The organism is Xanthomonas cannabis pv. cannabis, from assembly GCF_000802365.1.
GTDB lineage: Bacteria > Pseudomonadota > Gammaproteobacteria > Xanthomonadales > Xanthomonadaceae > Xanthomonas > Xanthomonas cannabis.
Genome location: NZ_JSZE01000003.1, coordinates 30,159 through 54,805 on the forward strand (window position 1 = coordinate 30,159; position 24,647 = coordinate 54,805).

Consider the following 24,647-nt stretch of genomic DNA (forward strand, 5'->3'; position numbering starts at 1 on the left):
TGCGGCCACCTCAGGCCGCCATGTCGAGCACGATACGCCCCTCGATCGTCCCGGCGTGCATGCGCGCGAAGACAGCGTTGATGTTCTCCAGCCGGTCGGTCGACACCGTGGCCGCCACCTTGCCGTGCGCCGCAAACTCCAGCGATTCCTGCAGGTCCAGGCGCGTGCCGACGATGGAGCCCCGCACGGTGATGCCATTGAGCACCATGCCGAAGATATCCAGCGGAAAGTCGCCCGGCGGCAAGCCATTGAGCGCGACCGTACCGCCGCGCCGCACCATGCCGATGGCCTGCTCGAACGCTTTGGGCGAGACCGCAGTGACCAGCGCGCCATGGGCGCCGCCGATGTGCTGTTTCACGAACGCCACCGGGTCGGTGGTGCGCGCATTGACCGTCACCGTCGCGCCAAGACGCCGTGCCAGCGCCAGCTTGGCATCGTCCACATCCACCGCGGCCACCTGCAGGCCCATTGCACAGGCGTACTGCACCGCCAGGTGGCCCAGCCCGCCAATGCCGGAAATCACCACCCACTGTCCCGGCTTGGTATCGGTCATCTTCAGTCCCTTGTACACGGTGACTCCCGCACACAGGATCGGCGCAACCTCGACAAAGCCCAGCTCGGCGGGCAGGTGCCCGACATACTCGGCATTGGCAAGGGCGTAGCCGGCAAAGCCGCCGTTGACCGAATAGCCGCTGTTCTGCTGCGCCTCGCACAGCGTCTCCCAGCCGCCCAGGCAATGCGTGCAATGCCCGCACGCCGAATACAGCCACGGAATGCCGACCCGGTCGCCCTCCTTGATGTGGCGCACGCCCGCGCCCACCGCAGCCACGTACCCCACCCCCTCGTGGCCGGGGATGAACGGCGGGTTCGGCTTCACCGGCCAGTCGCCCTGCGCGGCATGCAGATCGGTATGGCAGACCCCGCAGGCCTGGATCTTCACCAGCAGATCGCCGGCCTGCGGCCGCGGCACCGCCACCTCCTCGATCACCAACGGCGCCCCGAACTGCCGCACCACCGCCGCCTGCATTGTCATGTCCATCGCCACGCTCCGCACCGAGATTGCAGCCACCTTAGGCGCCTCGCCCAGGCGTGGCCTTGATCGAAGTCAAATGGCCCGACCCGCACGCCCTCCATCGAGGGCGCAAGTGCGCCCCACACAGGCAATGTGCACGGACCGCCGCTACCGCACCGGCGCTTGCCGGGTGACGCGGCGGGATGCGATCAGAAGAACCCCAGCGCCTTTGGCGAATAACTCACCAGCAGGTTCTTGGTCTGCTGGTAGTGGTCGAGCATCATCTTGTGATTCTCGCGCCCGATGCCCGACTGCTTGTAGCCGCCGAACGCAGCGTGCGCCGGATAGGCGTGATAGCAGTTGGTCCACACGCGGCCGGCCTGGATTGCGCGGCCCATGCGGTACAGCCGCGAGGCATCGCGGCTCCACACGCCGGCGCCCAGGCCGTACAGCGTGTCGTTGGCGATCGCCAGCGCCTCGGCTTCATCCTTGAAGGTGGTGACCGACACCACCGGCCCGAAGATTTCCTCCTGGAACACGCGCATCGCGTTGTGACCCTTGAACACGGTGGGCTTGACGTAGAAGCCCTCGGCCAACTCGCCATCTAGCGTGTTGCGCTCGCCACCGATCAACACGTCGGCGCCTTCCTGCTTGCCGATGTCGATGTAGGACAGGATCTTTTCCAGCTGCTCGCTGGACGCCTGCGCACCCACCATGGTGTTGGGGTCGAGCGGGTTGCCCTGCGTGATCGCGGCCACCCGCTTGAGCGCCTTGTCCATGAACTTGTCGTAGATGGATTCCTGGATCAGCGCGCGCGACGGGCAGGTGCACACTTCGCCCTGGTTGAAGGCGAACATGACAAAGCCTTCCACCGCCTTGTCGAGAAAATCGTCGTCTTCGGCCATGACATCCGCAAAAAAGATGTTGGGCGATTTGCCGCCCAGCTCCAGCGTCACCGGGATCAGGTTCTGGCTGGCGTATTGCATGATCAGCCGGCCGGTAGTGGTTTCGCCGGTGAAGGCAATCTTGGCGATGCGCGGGTTGCTGGCCAGCGGCTTGCCGGCTTCCAGACCAAAGCCGTTGACCACGTTGAGCACGCCGGGCGGCAGCAGGTCGCCGATGACTTCCATCAACACCAGGATCGAGGCCGGTGTCTGCTCGGCCGGTTTCATCACCACGCAGTTGCCGGCGGCCAGCGCCGGTGCGAGTTTCCAGCACGCCATCAACAGCGGGAAGTTCCACGGAATGATCTGCCCCACCACGCCCAGCGGCTCGTGGAAGTGATAGGCGATGGTGTCGCTGTCGATCTCGGAAATGCCGCCTTCCTGCGCGCGGATGGCGCCGGCAAAATAGCGGAAGTGGTCCACGCACAGCGGCACATCGGCATTGAGCGTTTCGCGCACCGGCTTGCCGTTGTCCCAGGTCTCGGCGTAGGCGAGCAGTTCCAGATTCTGCTCGATGCGGTCGGCAATCTTGAGCAATACGTTGGAACGCTCGGTAGTGGATGTCTTGCCCCACGCGTCCTTGGCCGCGTGCGCGGCGTCGAGTGCGGCTTCGATATCCGGCGCGGTGGAACGCGCAATGGAGGTAAACACCTTGCCATTGATCGGCGTGGTGTTGTCGAAGTACTGACCACCATTCGGCGCCACCCACTTGCCACCGATGAAGTTGTCGTAACGCGGCTTGAAGATCGATTGCGGGTCGGTGTTGAGCGGCTTGGTGGCGGGTTGCGCGTTCATCATGGTCTCCGGCAGGAAAGGCGAAGCCACGTGTATACCCAGCCAGGTGCCAGTGCAATCCCCGCGCGCGGGCTGTTGCGCTGCGTCACCACGCAGCCGGCGCAGGGCGGGGTGCGGTCACCCGAATGCGCTGCAGCGCGTCATCGCGCCGATACATGGGCAACGCGACGACGACGCAACGATACGATGGCTATGACGCGATCGATCCCAGCCCGTCACCGCCGGTACGCGGCGGTGACGGGCGCACGATCACGGTGCAGCGGCATGTGCCGTGGCCGGCGCTGCATCCGGCGATGCCTTGCAATCGGCCACGGTTTTTTGCTGATAGGAGCGCAACTGCCACGCAGCCGTGGCAGCGGTCTTTGCCCACACATAGACCCAGTGGTACTGCTGATCGCCATTGCAGGCGTCAATGGTGATCTCGTCGCGCGGCTGGCCGCGTGCCGGCAGCGGGGCCGCGTCACTCGCGGTGTCGGCGCGCGTGCTCAGCGGACGATTGAACAGGGCGGTGCTGATACGTACAGGCCCCAGCGCGGCGGCATCGGCCGGCGGCGGTGCCTGCCTGGGCTGCGTGCTCAGCCCGGATTGCTGCTGCAGCCAGGCGTGTATGTTTGCGATGGCGGGGGAGCCGGCTGGATAGTCGCGCACGATGCGCATATCCACGTGGTCTGCCCACGCTGCGCTGCAGAGCAGAAGGCCGGCCACCATTGCCGACACGTTCACCATTCGCTTCCAGGTCATCATCAGTGCACTCCATGCCGAGAATGAGTGGCAGAGGCTAGCACGCGCTCTGGCATCGCTGGACTCGCTGCGGATCGACTCGGACCGGAACAGGATGATCTCCAGCAGCGCGCAGAGCGATGCGCGCCCGGGGGCGCTCCTACAACAGCAGGGTGCGTGATGTCGTGCGGGGCGTCGGTTGTTTGCTCACCCACCAAAATCCCACTGCAGCCCCACCGTGTAGGTGCGGTCCGGACCTGGCTCGTAATAGCGCCCATTGCCGTCGTTGACGATCACCGAGCCGACGTACTGGCGGTCCAGCGCGTTGTCGATGCGCGCGAAGGTGCGCAGTGCGCCATACGTGGTAGTCCAGCGCCGCGAGGCTTCCAGATTGACCAGGGCATAGCCGGGTGCGCGTTCGGTGGCCAGGTCGTTGACCACGGTGGCGCCGGAGGCCACCGATTCGGCGGCGAACTGCCACTGCGCGGGCTGCCACTGCCAACGCGCAAACAGCTGCTGCCGCGGCACGCCCGGCAGGCGCGACCCGCTGGCCACCGGCGCGGTGGGCACCGCGCAGCCGCTGCTGGCACAGGTGAGGTAGCCATCGCGCACTGTGGCATCGACAAAGGTGTAGGCCAGCTGCAGCTGCTGGGTGGCGCCGATCGGCTGCAGCCAGCTGAGCTCTGCGCCCTGGCGCCGGGTCGCGCCGATATTGCGGTAGGTACTGCGCCCGTTGGTATTGCTGGCCACCGCCAGTTCGTCATCGGTGTCGGCACGGAACAGTGCCACCTGCAACGCCGCGCCGCTTTGCGCGCGCCACTTGCTGCCGATCTCATAATTGCGGCTGGTCGCCGCGCCCAGATCCAGCGCCAGGCCGGCGCCGCCGTCGTTGCGGTAGCCCAGCTCGTTGAAGGTGGGCGTTTCAAAGCCGCGCCCGGCCGAGGCGTAAACCCGTAGGTCCTCGGTGGCACGGAACACGATGCCGGCCACTGGCGTGGTGGCCGAGTAATCGCGTTGGCCGCTGTCGTCAGGATTGCGCCCGACGATGTAGTGGTCGTCCGAATCGAAGCGCACCTGGCTATGGCGCACGCCCAGCAGCGCGGACCAGCGCTCGCTCCACTGCCACCACGCCTGCGCGAACTGGTCGATGTTTTCCACCTGGTCACGCTGGTTGCGGCGCAACGCGCCCTTGACGCCCAGCGTGTCGCCGACGAAGTTTTCGTAACCGGTGCGGTGCTGCCACTGGCGATCGACATTGGCGCCGACAGTCAGCTGCAATGGCCGGCCGAGCGCTTCACCCTGCCAGGCCCAGCGCGCATCGGCGCCTTCGTAATTGCTGTCCAGATCGATCACGCCGCCCGAATGCAGCGGGTTGCGCTGCACCGCCACCGGGATCGCCAGGAACTGCTCCACGCTGCGCTGCCCGCCATAGGCCATCAAGCGCAGCGTCTGGTTATCGAATTGTTGGGTGAAGATCGCCCCGGCCTGCGACTGACTCACCGATTTGCGGGTGTTGAACTGGGTGGCCACCGACGTGGCCTGCGCGGGGTCGGCGTTGAACTGGGCGCGGGTCAGGCCGAGCGGGTCCTGCGCATCCGGTGCATCCAGATAATTGAGCACCAGGTCCAGCCGGCGGCCCTCGGCCAGATCGAACCCGAGCTTGGCATTGACCGACTCGCGCCTGGCGCGGCTATGGTCGCGGAAACCGTCGGTCTCGAAATGGTTGGCGGCCAGGTTGTAATGCACCGCGCCCTGCTGGCCGAGCAACTGCGCACCCACGTTGACGGTGGCATTGCTGCCGTAGGTGGCACGCAGCCGCCACGGGTCGTCCGACTTGCCGTCGGCGCTCCACAGCTGCAGCACGCCGCCGGAGGAATTGCCGTATAGCGCCGAAAACGGCCCGCGCAGCACTTCCACCCGCTCGGCGCCCAGCACGTTGAAGTGCGAGAGCTGGCCCTGGCCATCGGGCATGCTGGCCGGGATGCCGTCCACCAGCAGCCGCACGCCGCGCACGCCGAAGGTGGAGCGCGCGCCGAAGCCGCGGATCGACAGCTGGGTGTCCTGCGCGTAGTTCTGGCGGTCGCGCGCCACCAGCCCGGGGATGCCGTCCAGCAACTCGGAGACCTGAGCGCCGCGGCGGTTGTCGTCGTCGGCCGCCACCACGGTGAACGAGGCCGGCAGGTCGAAGTCGCCCACCCCGTGCACACGGGCGGCGTCCACCTGCACGGTGGGAAGGACCTGCAAAGGCGCCGGATCGGCGGCCAGGACGAGCGGCGCGGCGCTCGTGGCGAACAGGCCGCAGGCGGCGGCCAACAGGGTGAGTCTGGGCATAGGGATAGTGTCTCGTATCCGTACTGTGGCCGCATCGTTGCGTACGGAACGAAGCATGCTACGCCCGCCATGGGCTGCTACGATGAAGTGGTTTGGCCCAGCCGCGGCCGAGCACCCCGGAAGTACCCCACTCTTTCGTCCTTCAGCGAGTCATGCCGTGTCCTTCTTTGCAAACGTGGAACAGGTTCCAGGCGACCCCATCCTGGGCCTGACCGAGGCCTACAACGCCGACAGCCGCCCCACCAAGGTCAACCTGGGCGTGGGCATCTATTACGACGAAAACGGGCGCATCCCACTGTTGCGCGCCGTGCACAAGATCGAGCAGCAGCTTGCGCAGGAGGCCAAACCGCGTGGCTACCTGCCCATCGACGGCCTGGCCGCCTACGACAAGGCCACCCAGGAACTGCTGTTCGGCGCCGAGTCGGCGCTGGTGGCGTCCGGGCGCGTGGCGACCTCGCAGACCGTCGGCGGCAGCGGCGCATTGCGCGTTGGCGCAGATCTGCTCAAGAAGCTGCTGCCCACCGCTACCATCGCCATCAGCAACCCCAGCTGGGAAAACCACCGCGCGGTGTTCGGCGCGGCCGGCTTCGAGGTGGTGGACTACACCTATTTCGATGCCGCCAGCCATGGCCTGAACTTCGACGGCATGCTCGCCGACCTGGCCAAGCTGGAGCCGGGCACGGTGGTGCTGCTGCACGCGTGCTGCCACAACCCTACCGGTGCCGACCTGACCCGCGAGCAGTGGAAGCAGGTGGCCGGTCTGTTGAAGGAACGCAACCTGTTCCCGTTCGTCGACATTGCCTACCAGGGCTTCGACAGGGGCATCGAAGCCGATGCGTATGCGGTACGTCTGCTGGCCGCCGAAGGCATCGACAGCTACGTGGTCGCCAGCTCGTATTCCAAGTCGTTCTCGCTGTATGGCGAGCGCGTGGGCGCGCTGTCGGTGGTCTCGGCTACCGCCGCCGAAGCCAAGGCCGTGCAGTCGCAGGTCAAGCGCATCATCCGCACGATCTACTCCAGCCCGTCCACGCACGGCGCCGCACTCGTCGCCGGCGTGCTGACCAGCCCGGAGCTGCGCGATCTGTGGGAGCAGGAACTCACCGAAATGCGCGAGCGCATCCACGCCCTGCGCGCAGGGCTGGTAGACAAACTGGCCACGCTGGGCGCGCCGGAGTTCGACTTCATCCAGCGCCAGGCCGGCATGTTCTCGTACTCGGGACTGACCAAGACCCAGGTGGACCGCCTGCGCGACGAGTTTGCGATCTACGCCGTGGGCACTGGCCGCATCTGCGTGGCCGCCCTGAGCCAGCGCAACCTGGAATACGTGGCCCAGGCCGTGGCGACCGTCAGCCGGGTGTAAGCGGCCCCGCCGCGGCGCGCAGCCGCATCGACGTACTGCAGACCGGGAGCGCGCCAGCCTCCCGGTTTTCTTGTGCCCGCAGACGCCGCTCCCTTCCCCCGTCCGCGGGGGAAGGTGCCCGAAGGGCGGATGGGGGCAAGCATCGCCATCACCGGCGCCATTCGCACAAATTCGATCAGCCACGCTACAAACCGCGCAGCAAGTGATCGAAATCTAACGGCGCAATGGCGACAATGGCGGCCCACTTCCTACAACAGGCTGCCCGCTCCATGTCGCGTCCCTCGCTGACCCGCTTCCTGATCGAAGAACAACATGCCGGCCGTATCGATGCGGAACTGCGCCAGCTCATCACCATCGTCTCGCGCGCCTGCAAGCGCATCTCCATCGCCGTGAGCAAGGGCGCCCTGGGCGGCGTGCTCGGCGATGCCGGCACCGGCAACGTGCAGGGCGAGGCGCAGAAAAAGCTCGATGTGCTGAGCAACGACATCCTGCTCGAAGCCAATGCCTGGGGCGGCCATCTGGCCGCGTGCGCCTCCGAAGAAATGGACCACAGCCAGCCGGTGCCCGACCAGTACCCCAGCGGCGATTTCCTGCTGCTGTTCGACCCGCTGGATGGCAGCTCCAACATCGACGTCAACGTCTCGGTCGGCACCATCTTCTCGGTACTGCGTGCGCCCAAGGGCACCGAAAAGCCCGGCGACGAACACTTCCTGCAGCCCGGCACCCAACAGGTCGCCGCCGGCTACTGCATCTATGGCCCCAGCACCATGCTGGTGCTTACGCTCGGCCACGGTACCCACGCCTTCACCCTGGAGCGCGAGGAAGGCAGCTTCCTGCTGACCCAGGCCAACATGCGCGTGCCCGACGACACCGCCGAATACGCCATCAACATGTCCAACCAGCGCCACTGGGAACCGGCGATGCAGGCCTATGTGGGCGACCTGCTGGCCGGCAAGGACGGCGCGCGCGGCAAGGACTTCAACATGCGCTGGATCGCCAGCATGGTGGCCGACGTGCACCGCATCCTCACTCGCGGCGGCATCTTCATCTACCCGTGGGACAAGAAGGACGCGTCCAAGCCCGGCAAGCTGCGCCTGATGTACGAAGCCAACCCGATGAGCATGCTGGTGGAACAGGCCGGCGGTGCCGCAACCACCGGGCGCGAGCGCATCCTGGATATTCAACCCACGCAGCTGCATCAGCGCGTGCCGGTATTTTTGGGCTCGAAGAACGAGGTGAATGAGGCCACGCGATATCACCTGGAGGCGGATAAGGCGCAAGGCTGATTTTGGGCGCAAGCCACACGCAGCACTGATTCACCCAGGACACCCGCCCAGTGCGGGTGTCTTTATGTGTGGCAATCACCGACGGCGCAGCACACGATGACGTGGCGACCGGAGAGCATCGCGCCAACCGTCATTTCTTGCCCTCAATTGACTCCGCTCCGGGCAGAGATGTATACCGCGCTCAGGCCGGAGTGGGACGGTCTACGGGAAGTTGATCTACTCATAGTGGCTTGCAAACAGTCGCATGACTGCCCGCAGGGATCACTTATCGATCAGGGAGTTCACATGAAGACCGCATGCGTCGCACTGGTGGCTGCCGTCATGTTGCAAGCCACACCCGCCTTCTCCGCATCAACCGCGCCATCGCCACTGGTCGGAACCTGGCTGCTGGATACCACCAGCCTACCGATGCCGGCGGCGGTACGCCCCAAACGTGTCGTCCTGGAGTTCAAACAGATTCCGGGCAACAAGTGGGCAACCAGCGCCGAGATCACCGAACACGACAACAAGACGCTAGAGGCACACTCCACGCTGTTGCTGGACGGTACGCCGGGCAAGGCCTCGGGTACGTACCTGGTCGATCGTGCCGCCGTCAAAATGCCTGAGCCCGGCGTGCTGGTGATGCAGTTGATGTATCGAGGCGTCCCGGCATCCACACGCACCTATACGGTCAGCGCCGATGGCAAGGTCATGACCGAGATTGAAGCCTACTTCAAGGACGGCAACCCGATGATGCGCACGGCGTACTTCAAGCGCGCGCAAGGTCAAACCAAGTAAGCGACGTCGGGCCGACGCCGTATTACGGCGCGGCTCGACGTGCCTGTGAAGCAGCGGCGGCTTGAAGGCAAGGAGCCTGTACGCGACATCTTTTACTGATGATATTCAAGCCACATTACGGCGCAACAAGCCGGTCGAGCAGTTCCTCGGGAGACGTCCAGTCGTCCCGACGTACATTCGCCATATCGAGTTACGACCAGCAAACGATTCAATCGAGCTGTGGATTCATGACGTTGAGGACGTTGGCAGCGAAGGCTACTTCGATCTGTATGATTTCCCGCATTCGAACCGGATGAGCAGCATGCCCCTGCTGCCGTTGTTCCGGACGCAGCCGCCGCCGTCGCGTATGCCCGTACACACCTGGCGGCGTATCCCGATCGCTGGACCAACGTCGGAATTGCCGAGTCCGACTACCTTGACTACATTCAGGCAGGCAGGCCTTCCTGTTGGCCCGTTGTCAGCTGATGCTCAATCTCGATGCCGGCCGGGCAAGCGTTCGGTTCAACAGCACGGATCAGCCTGAGCTTGCTGTGTCGTAGCGTCAATCGCCCGGATACGTAGTTGAGCAGACCAGAGTACCCATGACCGACATCAAATTCACCGAAGGCGAGCGGGCGGCAATCACCCGCAAGATCCAGCTGTATTTCACCGAAGAACTCAGGCAGGAGATCGGGCGGTTCGATGCCGAGTTCCTGCTCGATTTCTTCGCCGGGGAAGTCGGCGCGTATTTCTACAACCGCGGTGTCTATGATGCGCAAGCCATCATTGCCGGCAAGCTGGAAGACCTGGGTGAGGCGGTCTATCAGCTGGAGCGTCCCACCGATTTCAAGAAGTGATGGGGTGAGCTGAGTCGCCGCGCTACCGCGCCGAGCACGCAGGAGAATGTGCTCGGCGCAGAAGGAGCGCGATTGATCAGTAGTCGGATGCCTGACTTGCGATCTGCATCATTGGCACGCGGCTGTGCGTGCGCCGCTGGATACCGGCTGCCACACATAGCCTTCCACTGTTTTCCCTTCACTGATCTGGCGGCGTGGTTGGCGCTGCAGGCAGGGGCCAAAGGCATTGGAAGGCGGCGCGATCAGTTGGGTGCCGTCGATAACGACCTGGCGGAAGCGGGTGACTTCGGCATCGCCCAGTTCGCGGCGCAGCAGCGCTTCGATATCGCTGCGTTCGAACGCTTTGCCGGCGTGCCGTGCGACGTAGAGCGGTCGCAGTGCGTCCAGCAAGCCGCGTTTTCCGGCCGAGCGTGCACGCAAGGCGGCATCGACGCTGGCGAAGTACAACATGCCGCGCGCATACGGGATACGGCGGATGGATTCCTGCGCAAAGCCGGCTGCATCGATACGTTGCAGCGACCAGTGCCGCGCCGGGCTGGCGTAGTACTGCTGCGCCCATGTGTTGATGGTGTTGGCGCAGGCCGCGTGCGGAAGCAGGCCGGCCGCGCACGGCAAGGTCGCCTGCACGAACACGTTGACCCCTTCCGCATACCAGGGCTCGACCGCATTGGTGAGCTGGCCCACCCACTGGTGCCCCATCTCGTGAAAGATGGTGCTCTGCACGCTGTGCAGATCCTGGCCTGGCGAAAACACGTTGCCCACCGTGATCAGGCTGCTGCCGCCTGCCAGGCGTGCGGTGCCGGTTTCGTACGATGCCATCGGCAACGCGCGGATCAACAGGTCGTAGCGCGGCGGCGCGTCGATGTAGCCAAAGCCGGTTGCCAGCACGTCGTACGCGCGCCGTGCCCACGCCATGGTGGCTGCGGCATCGAAGGGCGGTTGGCCGATCGTGTAGGCGTTGAACACGGCATCGTCCTGCGCCTGGGCCACCACGGCCGGCCCGGCCAGCAGCCACAGATCGCCCATGACCGTTGCCGGGCCCGGCACCCGCACCGTGCCGACGCCGCCGCTGGCGACACCGATGGAGCCAGGCGCCAGTTCCGATAGATCCCACATCAGCGTGCTGGCGTCGCTGTCCAGCTGTTCGGGCAGCAGCACGAAACTCTTGGAGCTGCCTGCCACGCCCAGCCCGGCCGCCTTCATGCCAAAGGGTGGGCCACCGCTCCTTACCGGCACCAAGGCGGCGCGGTAGCGCACCGTCACCTGCGGACCGACCGGCCGCTCGGTACTCCATCGGCGCATGTCGAAGCCATCCACCGCTGCGCCTTCGGCGATCGACAGCGCGACCTCGCCACCGGCGTCGCTGACATGCAGCTCGCTGATGCCGTCTGCGTTATGCGGCACGGCTGGCAAGGCCGAGGGCAGTACCAAGCTCAGCGGCCTGCGCGCATCTGCACGCGTGATCTGCTCGGTGACCGTCAGCCCGGTGACGGTCCCGTCCTGCGCGGTCAACGGCTTGATGGTCACGCTGAAACTGTCGCGCTCGGTAGCGGAGACGGCCTGCACATGCGCCAGCGCCCCGACCAGTAGCGACAGCGCAAGCACGCGCACGGCAACGGCCTTGCGCAGCGCACCGGCAGGCTCGGTTACAGCGGATGTCACTACCGTGGTGCGTGTCAGCGGGGACATTGCCGACGACGTGTCTGCGGTGTGTCTGGCATGCATCGGGAACCTCATGAAAACAACTGCGATGCGTAGGCCAGCGTCGCCCACAGGCCTAGGTGATGGGCGAGTGTGCGCAAACCGGGAATGCCGAAAAGATAGCAAACCGCATGCACGATGCGCGCACCCAAAAACACCAACGATGCGATGACGGTGATGGTTCCGGACACCTGCAACAGCATGGCAGCGAGCGCGACTGCGGCGAACGGCAGGAAGTTTTCCAGCAGATTGCGATGCGCACGCAGCGCACGCCCCGCGGCCCCGTCCGGGTCGGCAATGCCCTCGCGATTGCCGATCAACGCCTTGGCACCGACCTGGCGCGCATACAGTGCGGAAAATACCAACGGAAGGCATAGGCACAGCACTGCCAGGGTGGCCACCACACTCAATTCGATCTGCGGGTTCATTGCGCCACCTGTTCGATCGCCGCCACCAGCGCCGTCGGTGCCGTGAGAAAGGGCGAGTGCCCGGTGTCCAGATCGATGGTCATCCGCATCGGTGCGGCGGCAATCATCTGCGACTGAAAACCAGGACTGAGCGCCTTGTCCTGCAGGGTGCGGATATACACCCGATCCACGCTGCCGGAGCGCGCCGAGGTCAGCTGCACCGGCGTCATCATCGGCTGCACGGGCTCGTCCACCAGCATGGCCGGCACCTCGGCGCGTTGCGCGGCCGTGGCGTCGTTGGCGAACACCTCCGCGCGTGCCGACGTTGCCACCGACATGACGCCCCTGCTCTTGTCCAACGCGAGATGCGGCGGCAACTGGCTGCCGGTGTCGGCCTGTGCAAGCGCCAGCAGCGTGCGGCCGTCCTGCGGCACGAACGCGGCCAGGTACACCAGCGTCTTGATCCTAGCCGGCACGGCTTCGGCCACGTTAGTCACGGTCACGCCGCCAAAGCTGTGCCCGACCAGCACCACTGGTGCCGTCTCGTCCTTGATCGCGGCCAGTACCGTATCGCGATATGCCGCCAGGCTGATCGCTTCCGGTGCCTGCGAGCCGCCAGGGCGGCCGGGCAGATTCACCGCGATGACGCGGTAGCCGTGCGCACGCAGCTGGCCGGCGACCGGGCGCCAGATCGCAGCGGTTTCCCAGGCGCCGTGCACCAGCACGATGGTGGGGCGCGGCGCCGGCAGCGCCTGCACGGTGGTGGAGCACAGCGCGCATAACAGCAACGCGGCGATGGGAATGCAGGTGGTACGTTTCATGGGGCACCTCGGCTCTGTCGGAATGAACTAAGGTTCCGCTTGCGCACCGCGCGACACCATGACCCGGACACCGCCTTCCATGACCGATCCTCCAGCGCCGCAGGCGGCAGGCGATGCCCAGCCCGCGCGCGCCGACATCCTGTCGCAACTGCTCACCTTGATCCGCCTGCAGGGTGATGGCGTGTATAGCGCCGAGCTGGCGGCGGGCATGCACGCACGGGTGCCGGCCGGGCCATCGCATTTGCATTTTGTCGAGGCGGGCTCGCTATGGATCACTGCAAATGACGGTGCACCACTGCAGCTGCAGACCGGCGATCTGGTCGTGCTGCCACATGGCTGTGGCCACACGCTGTCGCAAGCGCAGCGCCCGGCACGCAGTGCCGAGGATTTTTTTGCAGCCGACCGGTTCGACCCGGCGCGCCTGAAGATCCGTCACGGCGAGGGCGCTGCGATGGCCAGCGTCATCGGCGGCATCTTTCGCTACGAGCGCCTTCCATTGCCGCCGATCATGCGGGCACTACCGACGCTGATCCATATCCCGGGCGATGCCGGACGCGTGCCCGAATGGTTGCGCCTGCTCTCGCATTTCTTGATGGCCGAAGCGCACGAGGTGCGGCCCGGGGCGCAGCTGATGGTCTCGCGCATCATCGATCTGCTGGTGATCCGCGCACTGCGCAGCTGGGCCGACTTGCATCCACAGCAATCGCGCTGGCTCACCAGCGCGGCCGGCGAGCGCGTCGGTCTTGCCTTGCACGCCATCCATGCCGATCCGTATCGCCCCTGGAGCGTGGAGCAGCTCGCCCGGCATGCCGGCCTGTCGCGTTCGCTACTGGCGCAACAGTTCGTGCAGGTCACCGGCGAGCCGCCGATGCGCTACATCGCACTGTGGCGGTTGAGCGTGGCCGACGATCTGATCCGCTCCGGCAATGTCGGCGTGGGCGATGCCGCGCGCCGGGTGGGCTATCAGTCCGAAGCTGGTTTCAGCCGCGCGTTCAAGGCGTATTTCGGGCATGCACCCAAGCAGGTAAAGCCCTAGCACCGCCGCCCGGACCCTGCCTGCCAGGCAGACAGGGCCCGGGCTGGCCCGCAGTCTCGCGATGGTGTACCGGATCTTGCGGAATGTTCGCCGACATGGGTACCAAGGCACATCGGGTGCCACCGGGCACCATGATCTGCCACCACACCACCGGCGCTGTGCAAGGTGCATCGACGATGCTGACGCAGGCAAGCCATCGACTCGTCGCAGTCCGTTCTATGCTTCGCACTCACCGGTCACGCCGCGCGTCGCGCATCGTTCCTCCGTTCCGTCGACGCGCCGGAAGACCGAATCGTCGCTGCGAAATCGCCTGCGCCATCGCTAGAGCGATTCGAAGGCTCCCAGGTCCGGCGCACGCCCGTTGAATGCCGCACCGCTGTCGGCACCGGCATCGATCAACGCACTGCCGGGCGCAAGCGTGGCGAAGGTGATCATCGGAAGATCGCCGTTGGCCTGGCGCGGACGGGTGAGTTGGCGCTCATCCAGGCTGACGAAGTCACGTGCAATCGCAACCAGCGGAATGCTGAAGGAATTGCGCCCGATCTCGTTGGCCGTGGCGGCGCCCAGGTTGGCGATCTCGGTGCGCGTGCCGTAGCCCAGGTTGTTGGCCAGGGTGTGATCGTAGCCAGCCACGTCGGTGCGATTGTCCGCCAGGGTCGACAGCATGTCGAAGTTGGCGCGCCCATTGCCGATGGCGGTGTTGCTGATCCAGTCCTGCCCACCGATCTGGTGATTGGCATAAAAGCCATTGGTGCGGTTGCCGACCGCCAGGTTGAAGGCAATGCGATGGCGCGGCACCGGTTGCGGGTACACGCTACCGTTGCGTCCAAAACCGCCGGCCTTGAAGCCGTTGCCGTCGCCCAGCGGCGTACCATCGGTATCCAGGCCGTTGCGGAACGCCCAGTTGTGCTCCAGCGTGACCGCTTCCCAGGCGTTGATCAGATCGAACCCGTCGTCGCTATTGTTCCAGGCACGGCTGCCCTCGATGCGGTTGCCGGCGCTGCCGGCGGCGCCGGCGGCGCCGGCGGCGCCGGGATGCACGCCGAAGCCATCGATGTTGCCGTAGGAGAACGTGTTCAGCCCCTTGTTGTTGTACGCATCGACGTTGCGCACCTGGTTGTTGCTGCCCGCCACCAGATACCAGCCGATCGCCTGCCCATCGTGGATGACCAGCCGCTCGAAGCGATTGCCGTTGCCGCCCTGCACACGAAAGGCTTCGGACTGGGTTAGGCGGTCGGCGATGGTGATGCGCACGCCGATCACCTCGAAGCCGCGAAATACGCAGTTACTGGCGCGGACGCGGAACGCCGCCACCCGGCGATCTGCCGGCGTCACTGCAGAAAAGTCAAACACCGGGCGCTCGTTGGCGGCATTGACGTAGCGGATGCCATCCTTGGTGATGTCGTTGACGATGGCGTAGGTGCGCTCGCTCACGCTGACATTCGCGTTGGTGGGGCGATAGGTGCCGCCGCGCAGGTACACGGTGTCGCCGCTGGCCGCGGCGGCCTGCGCCGCCATCACGCTGGCAAGGGCGCAGCCCGCGTGCCGGCATTGCTGTCCAAGCCGTTAGGCGAGACATACCAATCGGCCGCGAACGCCAGCGAGGTGGGCATGCACACTGCAAGTGCCATCGCCACGACGGCAAGGCGGGAGGTGGTGATCATCGGATGGTCCCTGGAACTGAGTGAGAAGGTGGCGGCGGCGCGGTGGGTCGCCGCGGCGAGGCCGCATCGACGTATCGATTGCAGCCGCGCAGACTAGCGACGCCGCGCTGTTGCCACCAGCACTCGGGTTCGGTTTTGGCGACGGGTATTCTGCCGCAGGCGCGCACGCGACACGAAACGTGCGGTAGTCGGCACTTGACCAATCCGGCGTGCGCGGTAAGTCTCGGGCAGTGGCGTGTGGAATTTCCCCCACAGGCATCGATCGGAGAGACCACCCGTGGACCGTCGTACCTTCCTCACCCTGTCCGGCATCGGTGCTGCCGGGCTGCTGCTGCCGCATACGCGCCTGATCGCTGCCGAGCAGCTGCTGGCGCCGAACGATGCGGCCCGCAACCGGCGCTTGTCCGACACCGCGCTCACCACCGCCAAGGCCGCCGGTGCCAGCTACTGCGATGTGCGCGTGGGGCGCTATCTGCGCCAGTTCGTGATCACTCGCGAGGCGCAGGTGGAGAACGTGGTCAACGCCGAATCCAGTGGCGTGGGGGTGCGCGTGCTGGCCGATGGCGCCTGGGGCTTTGCGGCCACCAACACGTTGACCAGCGATGGCGTGGCCACGGCCACGCGGCAGGCGGTGGCCATCGCCAAGGCGAATGCGCGCTTGGGCGGCACGCCGGTGCAACTGGCGCCGGTGACCCCGGCCGGGCAGGTCAGCTGGAAGACGCCGATCCGGAAGAACGCCATGGAAGTGCCGCTGCAGGACAAGGTGGCGCTGTTGATGGACGTCAATGCCGCGGCGCTCAACGCTGGTGCCACCTTCGTGGCTTCGCGCATGTTTGCGATTAACGAGCAAAAATATTTTGCCAGCAGCGATGGCTCCTACATCGACCAGGACGTGCATCGTTTGTGGCTCCCTTTCACTGTTACCGCAGTGGACAAGGCCAGCGGCACCTTCCGCACCCGCGACGGGCTGTCTTCGCCGATGGGCATGGGCTACGAATACCTTGATGGCGATGCCAGCCAGAAGCATCAACTGCCAGGCGGGCTGATCGGCTACGGCCACAGCTACGACGCGCGCGAAGATGCGATTGCCGCGGCCAGGCAGGCGCGCGCCAAACTCACCGCGCCGTCGGTGAAGGCCGGTAAGTACGATCTGGTGATCGACCCGAGCAATCTGTTCCTCACCATCCACGAATCGGTTGGCCACCCACTGGAGCTCGACCGCGTGCTGGGTTACGAGGCCAATTACGCCGGCACCAGCTTCGCTACGCTGGACAAGCGCGATGCCAAGTTTCGTTGGGGCAGTGACGCGGTGACCTTCGTCGCCGACCGCACCCAGCCGGGTAGCCTGGGCGCGGTGGGGTACGACGATGAAGGCGTCAAGACCAAACAGTGGGATCTGGTGCGCGACGGTATCCTGGTCGACTACCAATGCACGCGCGATCAGGCGCACCTGCTCGGCAAGACGGCCTCCGATGGCTGCAGTTACGCCGACTCGTGGTCCAACGTGCAATTCCAGCGCATGCCCAATGTCTCGCTGGCGGCAGGCAAGCAACCGCTTGGTGTTGCCGAGATGATCAAGAACGTCGAGCGCGGCTTGTACATTCACGGGCGCGGTTCGTACTCGATCGATCAGCAGCGCTACAACGCGCAGTTCGGCGGGCAACTGTTCTACGAAATTGAAAATGGCCAGGTCACGCGGCTGGTGGAAGACGGTGCCTACCAGATTCGCACGCCGGAGTTCTGGAATGCCTGCAGCGCGGTGTGCGACCAACGCGATTTCCGCCTGGGCGGCTCGTTCTTCGATGGCAAGGGCCAACCGAGCCAGGTCTCGGCAGTCTCGCATGGGTCATCCACCGCACGCTTCGATGGCATCAATGTGATCAATACCGCGCGTTCGTTGGGGTGAGGGCTGCGAGCAAACGGGTGGCAGTGTCTTTGCTAAGGCAGTCTTACGTGGAAGTAGGTGGGGCGCTACTATCAACGAGTGTCGGCTGGTGGTTTTGTTGAAAAAAATGTCGCGTCGACAGCTTGCAGACTGCTTGTTGAAACCTGCGCGCACCGACCATCTCCACTGGCCCTTGCCCGCCCACCGTCGCGGGACCCTTGGCGGCATGGATGCCGCCACGGAGCTTACATGGACGTACTTGCAGCGTGTCCCGCGATGGTGGGCGGGCAAGGGCCCTGCAGGAATGGCGCAGACCGTACGCTCTGCGCCTGACCTGTCCGTAGCGAGCAATCAGATAGCAACGCCTGCATGGTGCTTATCGCGAGCGCTTGGTGATCTTCAAGCTTCAAGCCTGATCGAGGGCGCGGTGCCCTCACCGCTCGCGGGACACGCCGCAAGTACGTCCCTGTAGGCTCGGTGGCGGCATCCATGCCGCCACACGGTCCCGCAATCGGCGAGGACACCACGCCAGACAGTTGGTTGGTGGTTTTTTCGAAAAGCAAAGGTCACCACGCAGCCAGCTTGCGAGTCGCTGTTGAGATCCATGCGGACCGACCATCTCGACTGGTCCTTGCCCGCCCACCGTCGCGGGACCCTTGGCGGCATGGATGCCGCCACGGAGCTACATGGATGTACTTGCAGCGTGTCCTGCGATGGTGGGCGGGCAAGGGCCCTGCAGCAAAGGCGCAGATAATCCGCTTTGCGCCTGATTTACCTGGATCGAGCAATCAGGTAGCGACGACTGCATCGTGCGTGCGTATCGCGATCAATTTGTTCTATTGAAGTCTTGTCGAGGCGAGGACACCACGCCAGACAGTTGGCCGGTGGTGTGTTGAATAACGAAAATGCCATGTTGCTGGTTTCTTTTTGACGCTCTGCGCACCGACCATCGTGGACGGTCCTTGCAGCAACGTGGCAGGTTGATCCGGCCTGCGACGAATCGACTGACCTGCGTGGCAAAACGATCGCGCGGTCTACGTTCCTCCAGCGGCGCTCGCCACGTTCGCAGGCGGCCAAGCCGCACCACGCGATGCATGCCGGTATTCCACCTGATCACGGACCCCTGCCGAAAGTCATTTGACGCAGCAATCATCGCCCGGCAAGAATCGGCGATGCCGCGTGGAGCGCTCCACGCATCACCACACCACCTGCGCGCCGCGCGGGACTATTGGGGAGTTGCCCGTGCAGCGACGTGATTTCCTGGCCCTCACCGGGCTGACCATGGGCGGGCTGATCGTGCCGGCCTATTTCGGCAAGGCGATCGCCGCCGAGCAGTTGTTGACACCCTTCGATGTGGGCCGCAAGAAGCGCTTGGCCGACGCCGGCTTGAACGCTGCGCGTCAGGCAGGGGCGAGCTATTGCGACGTGCGCATTGGCCGCTATCTGCGCCAGTTCGTGATTACCCGCGAAGACAAGGTGCAGAACGTGGTCAACACCGAATCCATCGGGGCCGGCGTCCGCGTGATCGTGGGCGGTGCATGGGGCTTTGCCGCCACCAACGAGCTCACCGAACAAGGCGTGGCCAAGGCCGCCGCGCAGGCAGCGGCGATTGCCAAGGCCAATGCCAAGGTGCAGGGCACGCCGGTGCAGCTGGCACCAACGCCGGGCGTTGGCGAAGTCAGCTGGAAGACGCCGATCAAGAAGAACGCGATGGAAGTGCCGATCAAGGACAAGGTGGACCTGCTGCTCGGCGTCAACGCCGCCGCTACCGCGGCCGGCGCCAACTTCGTCAACTCGATGCTGTTCGTGGTTAACGAGCAGAAATATTTCGCCAGCACAGACGGCTCCTACATCGACCAGGACGTGCACCGCATCTGGGCCCCGATGAGCGTGACCGCCATCGACAAGGTCAGCGGCAAGTTCCGCACGCGCGATGGTCTATCCGCGCCCATGGGCATGGGTTACGAATATCTGGATGGCGCCGCATCCGGCAAGTTCGTCTCGCCCAACGGTGTGGTGAATTACGGCCTGTCCTACGACATGAAGGAAGACGCCATCGCCGCGGCCAAGCAGGCGCAGGAAAAGCTCAAGGCGCCATCGGTGAAGCCGGGCAAGTACGACCTGGTGCTGGACCCCTCGCATACCTGGCTGACCATCCACGAGTCGGTGGGCCACCCCCTGGAGCTGGACCGCGTGCTCGGCTACGAGGCCAACTACGCCGGCACCAGTTTCGCCACGCTGGACAAGCTCAAGGCCAACTTCCAGTACGGCAGCGACAAGGTGCACATCCTGGCCGACAAAACCCAGCCCGGCAGCCTGGGCGCGGTGGGCTACGACGATGAAGGCGTCAAGACCAAGCAGTGGGACCTGATCCGCGACGGCAAGCTGGTGGACTACCAGGCCATCCGCGACCAGGCGCATATCCTGGGCAAGACCGCGTCCGATGGCTGCTGCTATGCCGACTCGTGGTCGAGCGTGCAGTTCCAGCGCATGGCCAACGTGTCGCTGGCGGCCGGCAAGACGCCGCTGAGCGTGAGCGAGTTGATCAAGGACGTGGAAAACGGCATCTACATCATCGGTGACGGCTCGTTCTCCATCGACCAGCAGCGCTATAACGCGCAGTTCGGTGGGCAGCTGTTCTACGAAATCAAGAATGGTGCGATCACCCGCATGCTCGAAGACGTGGCCTACCAGATCCGCACGCCGGAATTCTGGAATGCCTGCAGCGCCGTGGCCGATCAGCGCGACTACCGCCTGGGCGGTTCGTTCTTCGACGGCAAGGGCCAGCCGAGTCAGGTCTCGGCGGTCTCGCATGGGTCGTCCACCGCCCGTTTCGACGGCATCAACGTCATCAACACCGCCCGCTCGCTCGGCTGACAGGAGAAACCCACATGAGCATCCTTACCGAAGCGCAGGCCAAGGCCATTCTGGACAAGGTCATCAAGCTGTCCAAGGCCGACGAGTGCACCGCCACGCTCACCGGCTCGATCGACGGCAACATCCGGTTTGCGCTCAACAACGTGTCCACCAGCGGCATCGTCGACAACACCGACCTGCAGGTGCAGGTGGCGTTCGGCAAGCGCGTGGGCGTTGCCACCATCAACGAGTTCGATGACGCCTCGCTGGAACGGGTGGTGCGTCGCGCCGAAGACCTGGCGCGGCTGGCCCCGGAAAACCCCGAGTTCATGCCGGCGGTCGACAAGCAGACCTACAAACCCAGCCCCACCTTCAGCGAGTCCACGGCAGCGGTGGACCCGACGTTCCGTGCGCAGGTCGCGGCCGATTCGATCGCACCGTGCAAGGGCAAGGGCCTGATCGCCGCCGGCTTTCTGGAAGACGGCCAGAGCTTTACCGCGTTCGCCAACAGCAAGGGCAACTTCGGCTACCAGCGCGGTGCGCGCTTCGACTACACCTGCACCGTGCGCACCGAAGATGGCCGAGGTTCGGGCTGGGTGGGCCGCAATCTGAAGGATGCCGCCGACTTCAAGGCCGAGCAGGACATCCGCATCGCGATGCGCAAGGCCAGCGACTCGTCCGAGGCCAAGGCACTGGAACCGGGCAAGTACACGGTGATCCTGGAGCCGGCCGCGGCGGCCGGGCTGATCTCCTTCATGATGAATTTCTTCGACGCACGCCGCGCCGACGAAGGCCGCAGCTTCCTGTCCAAGAAGGGCGGCGGCAACAAGCTCGGCGAGCAGGTCTACGACTCGCGCGTGAACATCACCGCCGACCCGTGGGATGCGCGCGCGGCGGTGCTGCCGTGGGACGAGGAAGGCCTGCCGCGCGAGAAGATGGCCATCGTGGAAAACGGCAAGATCGCCAACCTGCAGTATTCGCGTTTCTGGGCGCAGAAGAACGGCAAGCGTGCGGTCGGCGAGCCGGGCAACCTGCTGATGGCCGGCGGCGACAAGAACATCGCCGAGCTGGTGCGCGGTACCGAGAAAGGCATCCTGGTCACGCGCACCTGGTACATCCGCATGGTCGACCCGCAGACCGTGCTGCTCACCGGGCTCACCCGCGATGGCACGTTCTACATCGAGAACGGACAGATCAAGTATCCGGTGAAGAATTTCCGCTTCAACGAATCGCCGGTGATCATGCTCAATAACATCGACGAACTCGGCAAGCCGGTGCGCGTGGCTGGCGATGAATCCAGCTTCGTGATGATGATTCCGCCGATGCGGCTGCGTGATTTTACGTTTACCTCATTGTCGGATGCGGTGTGAGTGAGGGGCAGGGATTCGGGAATGGGGATTCGGGATTCGAAGAGCGCACGCAGCTCTCCTGCGCCCGTCATCTTGCCGGCACGTGTTGTTCCAGCGCTCCGATCCCCGGTGCCGCGCTTGGCTGATCGCCGCCACTTTCTCGGTCTGCTGCTCGGTAGCGTCGCTGCGTTGGCGCTACCGCGGCAGGCACGGGCGGCGGGTAATTACGATTTCTGGTTTACCCGGCTGCGGTATGACTCGGGCGATTGGGATGTGGATGCGCGCATGCCGTCCAACCTGATCACCTCGTTGATCGATTACACCCAGTTGCGCGTGGACCCGGAGGAGCATGTGCTGGATCTGGCCGACCCGCGCATGCTGCAGGCGCCGTTCTGCTATCTGTCCGGGCACAAGCTGGTGGAGTTCAATCCGGCCGAGCGGCGCAATTTCGAACACTACGTACGCAATGGCGGCTTCGTGTTCGTGGACGACTGCAACCACGACATCGATGGCCTGTTCGCCACCTCGTTCGAAGCGCAGATGGCCTCCATCTTCGGCAAGACCGCACTGCAGAAGTTGCCCAAGTCGCATCGCCTCTACAGCGCGTTCTTCAAGTTTCCCGATGGCCCGCCGGCCACCAGCTTCGAGCTCAATGGCTGGGGCGATGACCTGGTGCACGATTACCTCAAGGGCATCAGCATCGACGGCCGGCTGGGAGTGCTGTACAGCAACAAGGATTACGGCTGCGAATGGGATTACGACTGGCGCAACAAGCGCTTCCTGGCCGAAGACAACACCCGCTTCGGCGTCAACATCGTGATGTATGCGTTGACCAACTGACATCGATCCGTAGGAGCGCGCTGGCGCGCGATGCCGTATCGATAACGCCACATCGCGCGCCAGCGCGCTCCTGCACCAGCAGCCACATAACGAGACGTTTTCCATGACCTCCCCCAACGAAGACACCCTCAGCGCCCAGCTTTCGCAACTTGGCGCACTGCGCGCCGCGCTGGCCCATGCCGTGGTCGGGCAGGACGCGGTGGTGGAACAACTGTTGATCGGCCTGCTGGCCGGCGGCCATTGCCTGCTGGAAGGTGCGCCCGGCCTGGGCAAGACGCTGCTGGTGCGCTCGCTGGGCCAGGCATTGGAACTGCAGTTCCGCCGCGTGCAATTCACCCCCGACCTGATGCCCAGCGACATCCTGGGCACCGAGTTGCTGGAAGAAGACCATGGCACCGGGCATCGGCATTTCCGTTTCCAGCAGGGGCCGATCTTCACCAACCTGCTGCTGGCCGACGAGCTCAATCGCACCCCGCCCAAGACCCAGGCGGCGCTGCTGGAGGCGATGAGCGAGCGCACCGTCAGTTATGCCGGCACCACCTATGCGTTGCCGTCGCCGTTCTTCGTGCTGGCCACGCAGAACCCGATCGAACAGGCTGGCACCTACCCGTTGCCGGAAGCGCAGCTGGATCGGTTTTTGCTGCATGTGCGGGTGGATTACCCCAGCGAGCAGGAAGAGCGCGACATCCTCAGCCAGACCACCGGCAGCGCCGGCGCGCAGGTGCCCAAGGTGATGGACGCGGCCAGTGTGCAGGCGCTGCAGCGACAGGTGCGCGATGTGCATGTGGGCGCGGAGCTGCTGACCTGGATCAACCGCCTGGTGCGGGCCAGCCGGCCCGGCCCGCAGGCCGGCGACGCGGTGCGGCAGTGGGTCAAGTGGGGCGCCGGCCCGCGCGCCGGGCAATCGCTGGTGCTGGCATCCAAGGCCCGTGCCCTGCTGCACGGGCGCCTGGCTGCCACCCGCGAGGATGTGCTGGCGCTGGCAGCACCGGTGATGCGCCATCGCCTGCTGCTGTCGTTTGCCGCCGAGGCCGAACAGCGCAGCGCCGACGATGTGGTCGCTGCGCTGCTGCATGCCGTGCCGTACCCGGGCTGAGCGCAACGACATGCACGCCCCGTTGCCGGCGCTGATTCCAGCCGATGTGCGCAGCCGCCTGCGCGGCCTGCAGCTGCGGGCGCGTCAGGCCCAGGGCGGCCACGGCATCGGCCAGCACGCCAGCCGCAGCCGCGGCGCCGGTCTGGAATTCGCCCAATACCGCGCTTACGAACCGGGCGATGCGCTGCGCCAGATCGACTGGAAGCTGTACGCACGCTCTGACCGCTTTTTCGTGCGCGAAGCCGAGCGCGAAAGCCCGCTCACCGTGTGGCTGCTGCTCGATGCCACCGCATCGGCCGGGCAGGCCGACAGCGCGCGCCCGGACCACACCCGCCTGCACACGATGGCCACGCTGGCCGCCTGTGCGGCAGAGGTGGCGCTGCAGCAGGGCGATCGCGTCGGGCTGTATGCCTTGCATGGCGGCGGCCTGGTGGCGGTGCCGGCCGGTGTCGGCAGCCGCCAGCGCGACCGGCTGTGGCTGGCCTTGCACGGCCTGCGCGCCGGTGGCCGCTGGCCGGGGCTGGATGCGGTGCGTCCGTTATGGGAACGCATCGCCGCACACGACCTGCTGCTGTCCATCGGCGACGGCTTCGATGAAGAACTGGCCAGCGCACTGGAAAAATTCGCCGCCGCCCGCCGCGACGTGGTGCAGCTGCAGGTGCTGACCTGCGATGAGCGCGATTTCCCGTTCGATGGCGGCCACCGCTTCCGCGACCCGGAAACCGGCGAAGAACTGCTCGGCGATGGCGCGGCGATGCGCGCGGACTACCTGCAGCGCTTTGCCGCCGCCCAGCGCGCGCGTCAGGCACGCTGGCAGGCCGCCGGCATCGCGCACGCCGTGCACTATCTGGATGCACCGCCCGACGCCACCCTGCGCCAGGTGTTTGCCCGGGGCATGACGCGATGAGCGTGCGGGTGCAGTGCGCCGTGC

At 65.3% G+C, this 24,647-nt stretch carries 19 protein-coding genes; 11 read left to right on the forward strand and 8 right to left on the reverse strand.

Features of this window, described 5'->3' with window-relative positions; translation table 11 throughout:
• Positions 1–10: 10 nt before the first annotated feature.
• From adhP to OZ10_RS00775, 4 genes are all read right to left on the reverse strand, one after another.
• Positions 11–1,039 carry an alcohol dehydrogenase AdhP gene (gene adhP / locus OZ10_RS00760; RefSeq protein ID WP_039406924.1) on the reverse strand — a complete coding sequence of 343 codons (1,029 nt, stop codon included), beginning with the start codon at positions 1,037–1,039 and terminating at the stop codon, positions 11–13.
• A gap of 182 nt (positions 1,040–1,221) precedes the next feature.
• The gene (gene adh / locus OZ10_RS00765) at positions 1,222–2,751 is read right to left on the reverse strand and encodes an aldehyde dehydrogenase (RefSeq protein ID WP_039407108.1); all 1,530 of its coding nucleotides are present in this window, start codon (positions 2,749–2,751) and stop codon (positions 1,222–1,224) included.
• Between the two features lie 249 nt (positions 2,752–3,000).
• Complete coding sequence (locus OZ10_RS00770) at positions 3,001–3,492, reverse strand: hypothetical protein (RefSeq protein ID WP_158002156.1); 492 nt, start codon at positions 3,490–3,492, stop codon at positions 3,001–3,003.
• A gap of 186 nt (positions 3,493–3,678) precedes the next feature.
• The gene (locus OZ10_RS00775) at positions 3,679–5,802 is read right to left on the reverse strand and encodes a TonB-dependent receptor family protein (protein WP_039563669.1); all 2,124 of its coding nucleotides are present in this window, start codon (positions 5,800–5,802) and stop codon (positions 3,679–3,681) included.
• 157 nt (positions 5,803–5,959) lie between these two features.
• Between OZ10_RS00775 and OZ10_RS00780 the strand changes: the two genes are divergently transcribed.
• From OZ10_RS00780 to OZ10_RS00795, 4 genes are all read left to right on the forward strand, one after another.
• Positions 5,960–7,162 carry an amino acid aminotransferase gene (locus tag OZ10_RS00780; protein ID WP_039563670.1) on the forward strand — a complete coding sequence of 401 codons (1,203 nt, stop codon included), beginning with the start codon at positions 5,960–5,962 and terminating at the stop codon, positions 7,160–7,162.
• Positions 7,163–7,431: 269 nt separating this feature from the next.
• Positions 7,432–8,448: a class 1 fructose-bisphosphatase gene (locus tag OZ10_RS00785; RefSeq protein WP_039563671.1), complete on the forward strand. Its 1,017-nt coding sequence runs from the start codon at positions 7,432–7,434 to the stop codon at positions 8,446–8,448.
• A gap of 309 nt (positions 8,449–8,757) precedes the next feature.
• The gene (locus tag OZ10_RS00790; RefSeq protein WP_052209937.1) at positions 8,758–9,225 is read left to right on the forward strand and encodes a hypothetical protein; all 468 of its coding nucleotides are present in this window, start codon (positions 8,758–8,760) and stop codon (positions 9,223–9,225) included.
• Between the two features lie 581 nt (positions 9,226–9,806).
• The gene (locus OZ10_RS00795; protein ID WP_039406911.1) at positions 9,807–10,061 is read left to right on the forward strand and encodes a DUF2164 domain-containing protein; all 255 of its coding nucleotides are present in this window, start codon (positions 9,807–9,809) and stop codon (positions 10,059–10,061) included.
• A gap of 108 nt (positions 10,062–10,169) precedes the next feature.
• Here OZ10_RS00795 and OZ10_RS22765 read toward each other — a convergent pair whose 3' ends face one another.
• Genes OZ10_RS22765 through OZ10_RS20470 form a run of 3 tightly spaced genes read right to left on the reverse strand, consistent with a single transcriptional unit; the run spans position 10,170 to position 12,990 of the window.
• Positions 10,170–11,750, reverse strand: coding sequence for a M61 metallopeptidase family protein (locus OZ10_RS22765; protein ID WP_236726931.1), 1,581 nt, complete (start codon positions 11,748–11,750; stop codon positions 10,170–10,172).
• 44 nt (positions 11,751–11,794) lie between these two features.
• Entirely contained in the window at positions 11,795–12,190 is a 396-nt protein-coding gene (locus OZ10_RS00810; protein WP_052209936.1) for an MAPEG family protein, read from the reverse strand.
• Positions 12,187–12,990, reverse strand: coding sequence for an alpha/beta fold hydrolase (locus OZ10_RS20470; RefSeq protein ID WP_081419202.1), 804 nt, complete (start codon positions 12,988–12,990; stop codon positions 12,187–12,189). The genes OZ10_RS00810 and OZ10_RS20470 overlap by 4 nt, the downstream gene beginning before the upstream one ends.
• A 79-nt stretch (positions 12,991–13,069) precedes the next feature.
• Between OZ10_RS20470 and OZ10_RS00820 the strand changes: the two genes are divergently transcribed.
• On the forward strand, positions 13,070–14,026 hold the full coding sequence (locus OZ10_RS00820; RefSeq protein ID WP_039563672.1) for an AraC family transcriptional regulator: 957 nt from the start codon (positions 13,070–13,072) through the stop codon (positions 14,024–14,026).
• A gap of 321 nt (positions 14,027–14,347) precedes the next feature.
• Here the strand turns inward: OZ10_RS00820 and OZ10_RS00825 are convergent, their stop codons facing one another.
• The gene (locus OZ10_RS00825) at positions 14,348–15,544 is read right to left on the reverse strand and encodes a right-handed parallel beta-helix repeat-containing protein (RefSeq protein WP_236726932.1); all 1,197 of its coding nucleotides are present in this window, start codon (positions 15,542–15,544) and stop codon (positions 14,348–14,350) included.
• Positions 15,545–15,967: 423 nt separating this feature from the next.
• Here OZ10_RS00825 and OZ10_RS00830 point away from each other — a divergent pair, with 423 nt between their 5' ends.
• From OZ10_RS00830 to OZ10_RS00855, 6 genes are all read left to right on the forward strand, one after another.
• Complete coding sequence (locus OZ10_RS00830) at positions 15,968–17,596, forward strand: TldD/PmbA family protein (RefSeq protein WP_039563673.1); 1,629 nt, start codon at positions 15,968–15,970, stop codon at positions 17,594–17,596.
• A gap of 1,221 nt (positions 17,597–18,817) precedes the next feature.
• Positions 18,818–20,452: a TldD/PmbA family protein gene (locus OZ10_RS00835; RefSeq protein ID WP_039406515.1), complete on the forward strand. Its 1,635-nt coding sequence runs from the start codon at positions 18,818–18,820 to the stop codon at positions 20,450–20,452.
• A gap of 14 nt (positions 20,453–20,466) precedes the next feature.
• A complete protein-coding gene (locus tag OZ10_RS00840; RefSeq protein WP_039563674.1) occupies positions 20,467–21,801 on the forward strand; it encodes a TldD/PmbA family protein in 1,335 nt (444 codons plus the stop codon).
• 21 nt (positions 21,802–21,822) lie between these two features.
• Positions 21,823–22,620 carry a DUF4159 domain-containing protein gene (locus OZ10_RS00845; protein ID WP_081419204.1) on the forward strand — a complete coding sequence of 266 codons (798 nt, stop codon included), beginning with the start codon at positions 21,823–21,825 and terminating at the stop codon, positions 22,618–22,620.
• Positions 22,621–22,723: 103 nt separating this feature from the next.
• Positions 22,724–23,716 carry an AAA family ATPase gene (locus OZ10_RS00850; RefSeq protein ID WP_039563676.1) on the forward strand — a complete coding sequence of 331 codons (993 nt, stop codon included), beginning with the start codon at positions 22,724–22,726 and terminating at the stop codon, positions 23,714–23,716.
• A 10-nt stretch (positions 23,717–23,726) separates the two neighbouring features.
• Entirely contained in the window at positions 23,727–24,623 is an 897-nt protein-coding gene (locus OZ10_RS00855; RefSeq protein WP_039563677.1) for a DUF58 domain-containing protein, read from the forward strand.
• Positions 24,624–24,647 lie beyond the last annotated feature (24 nt).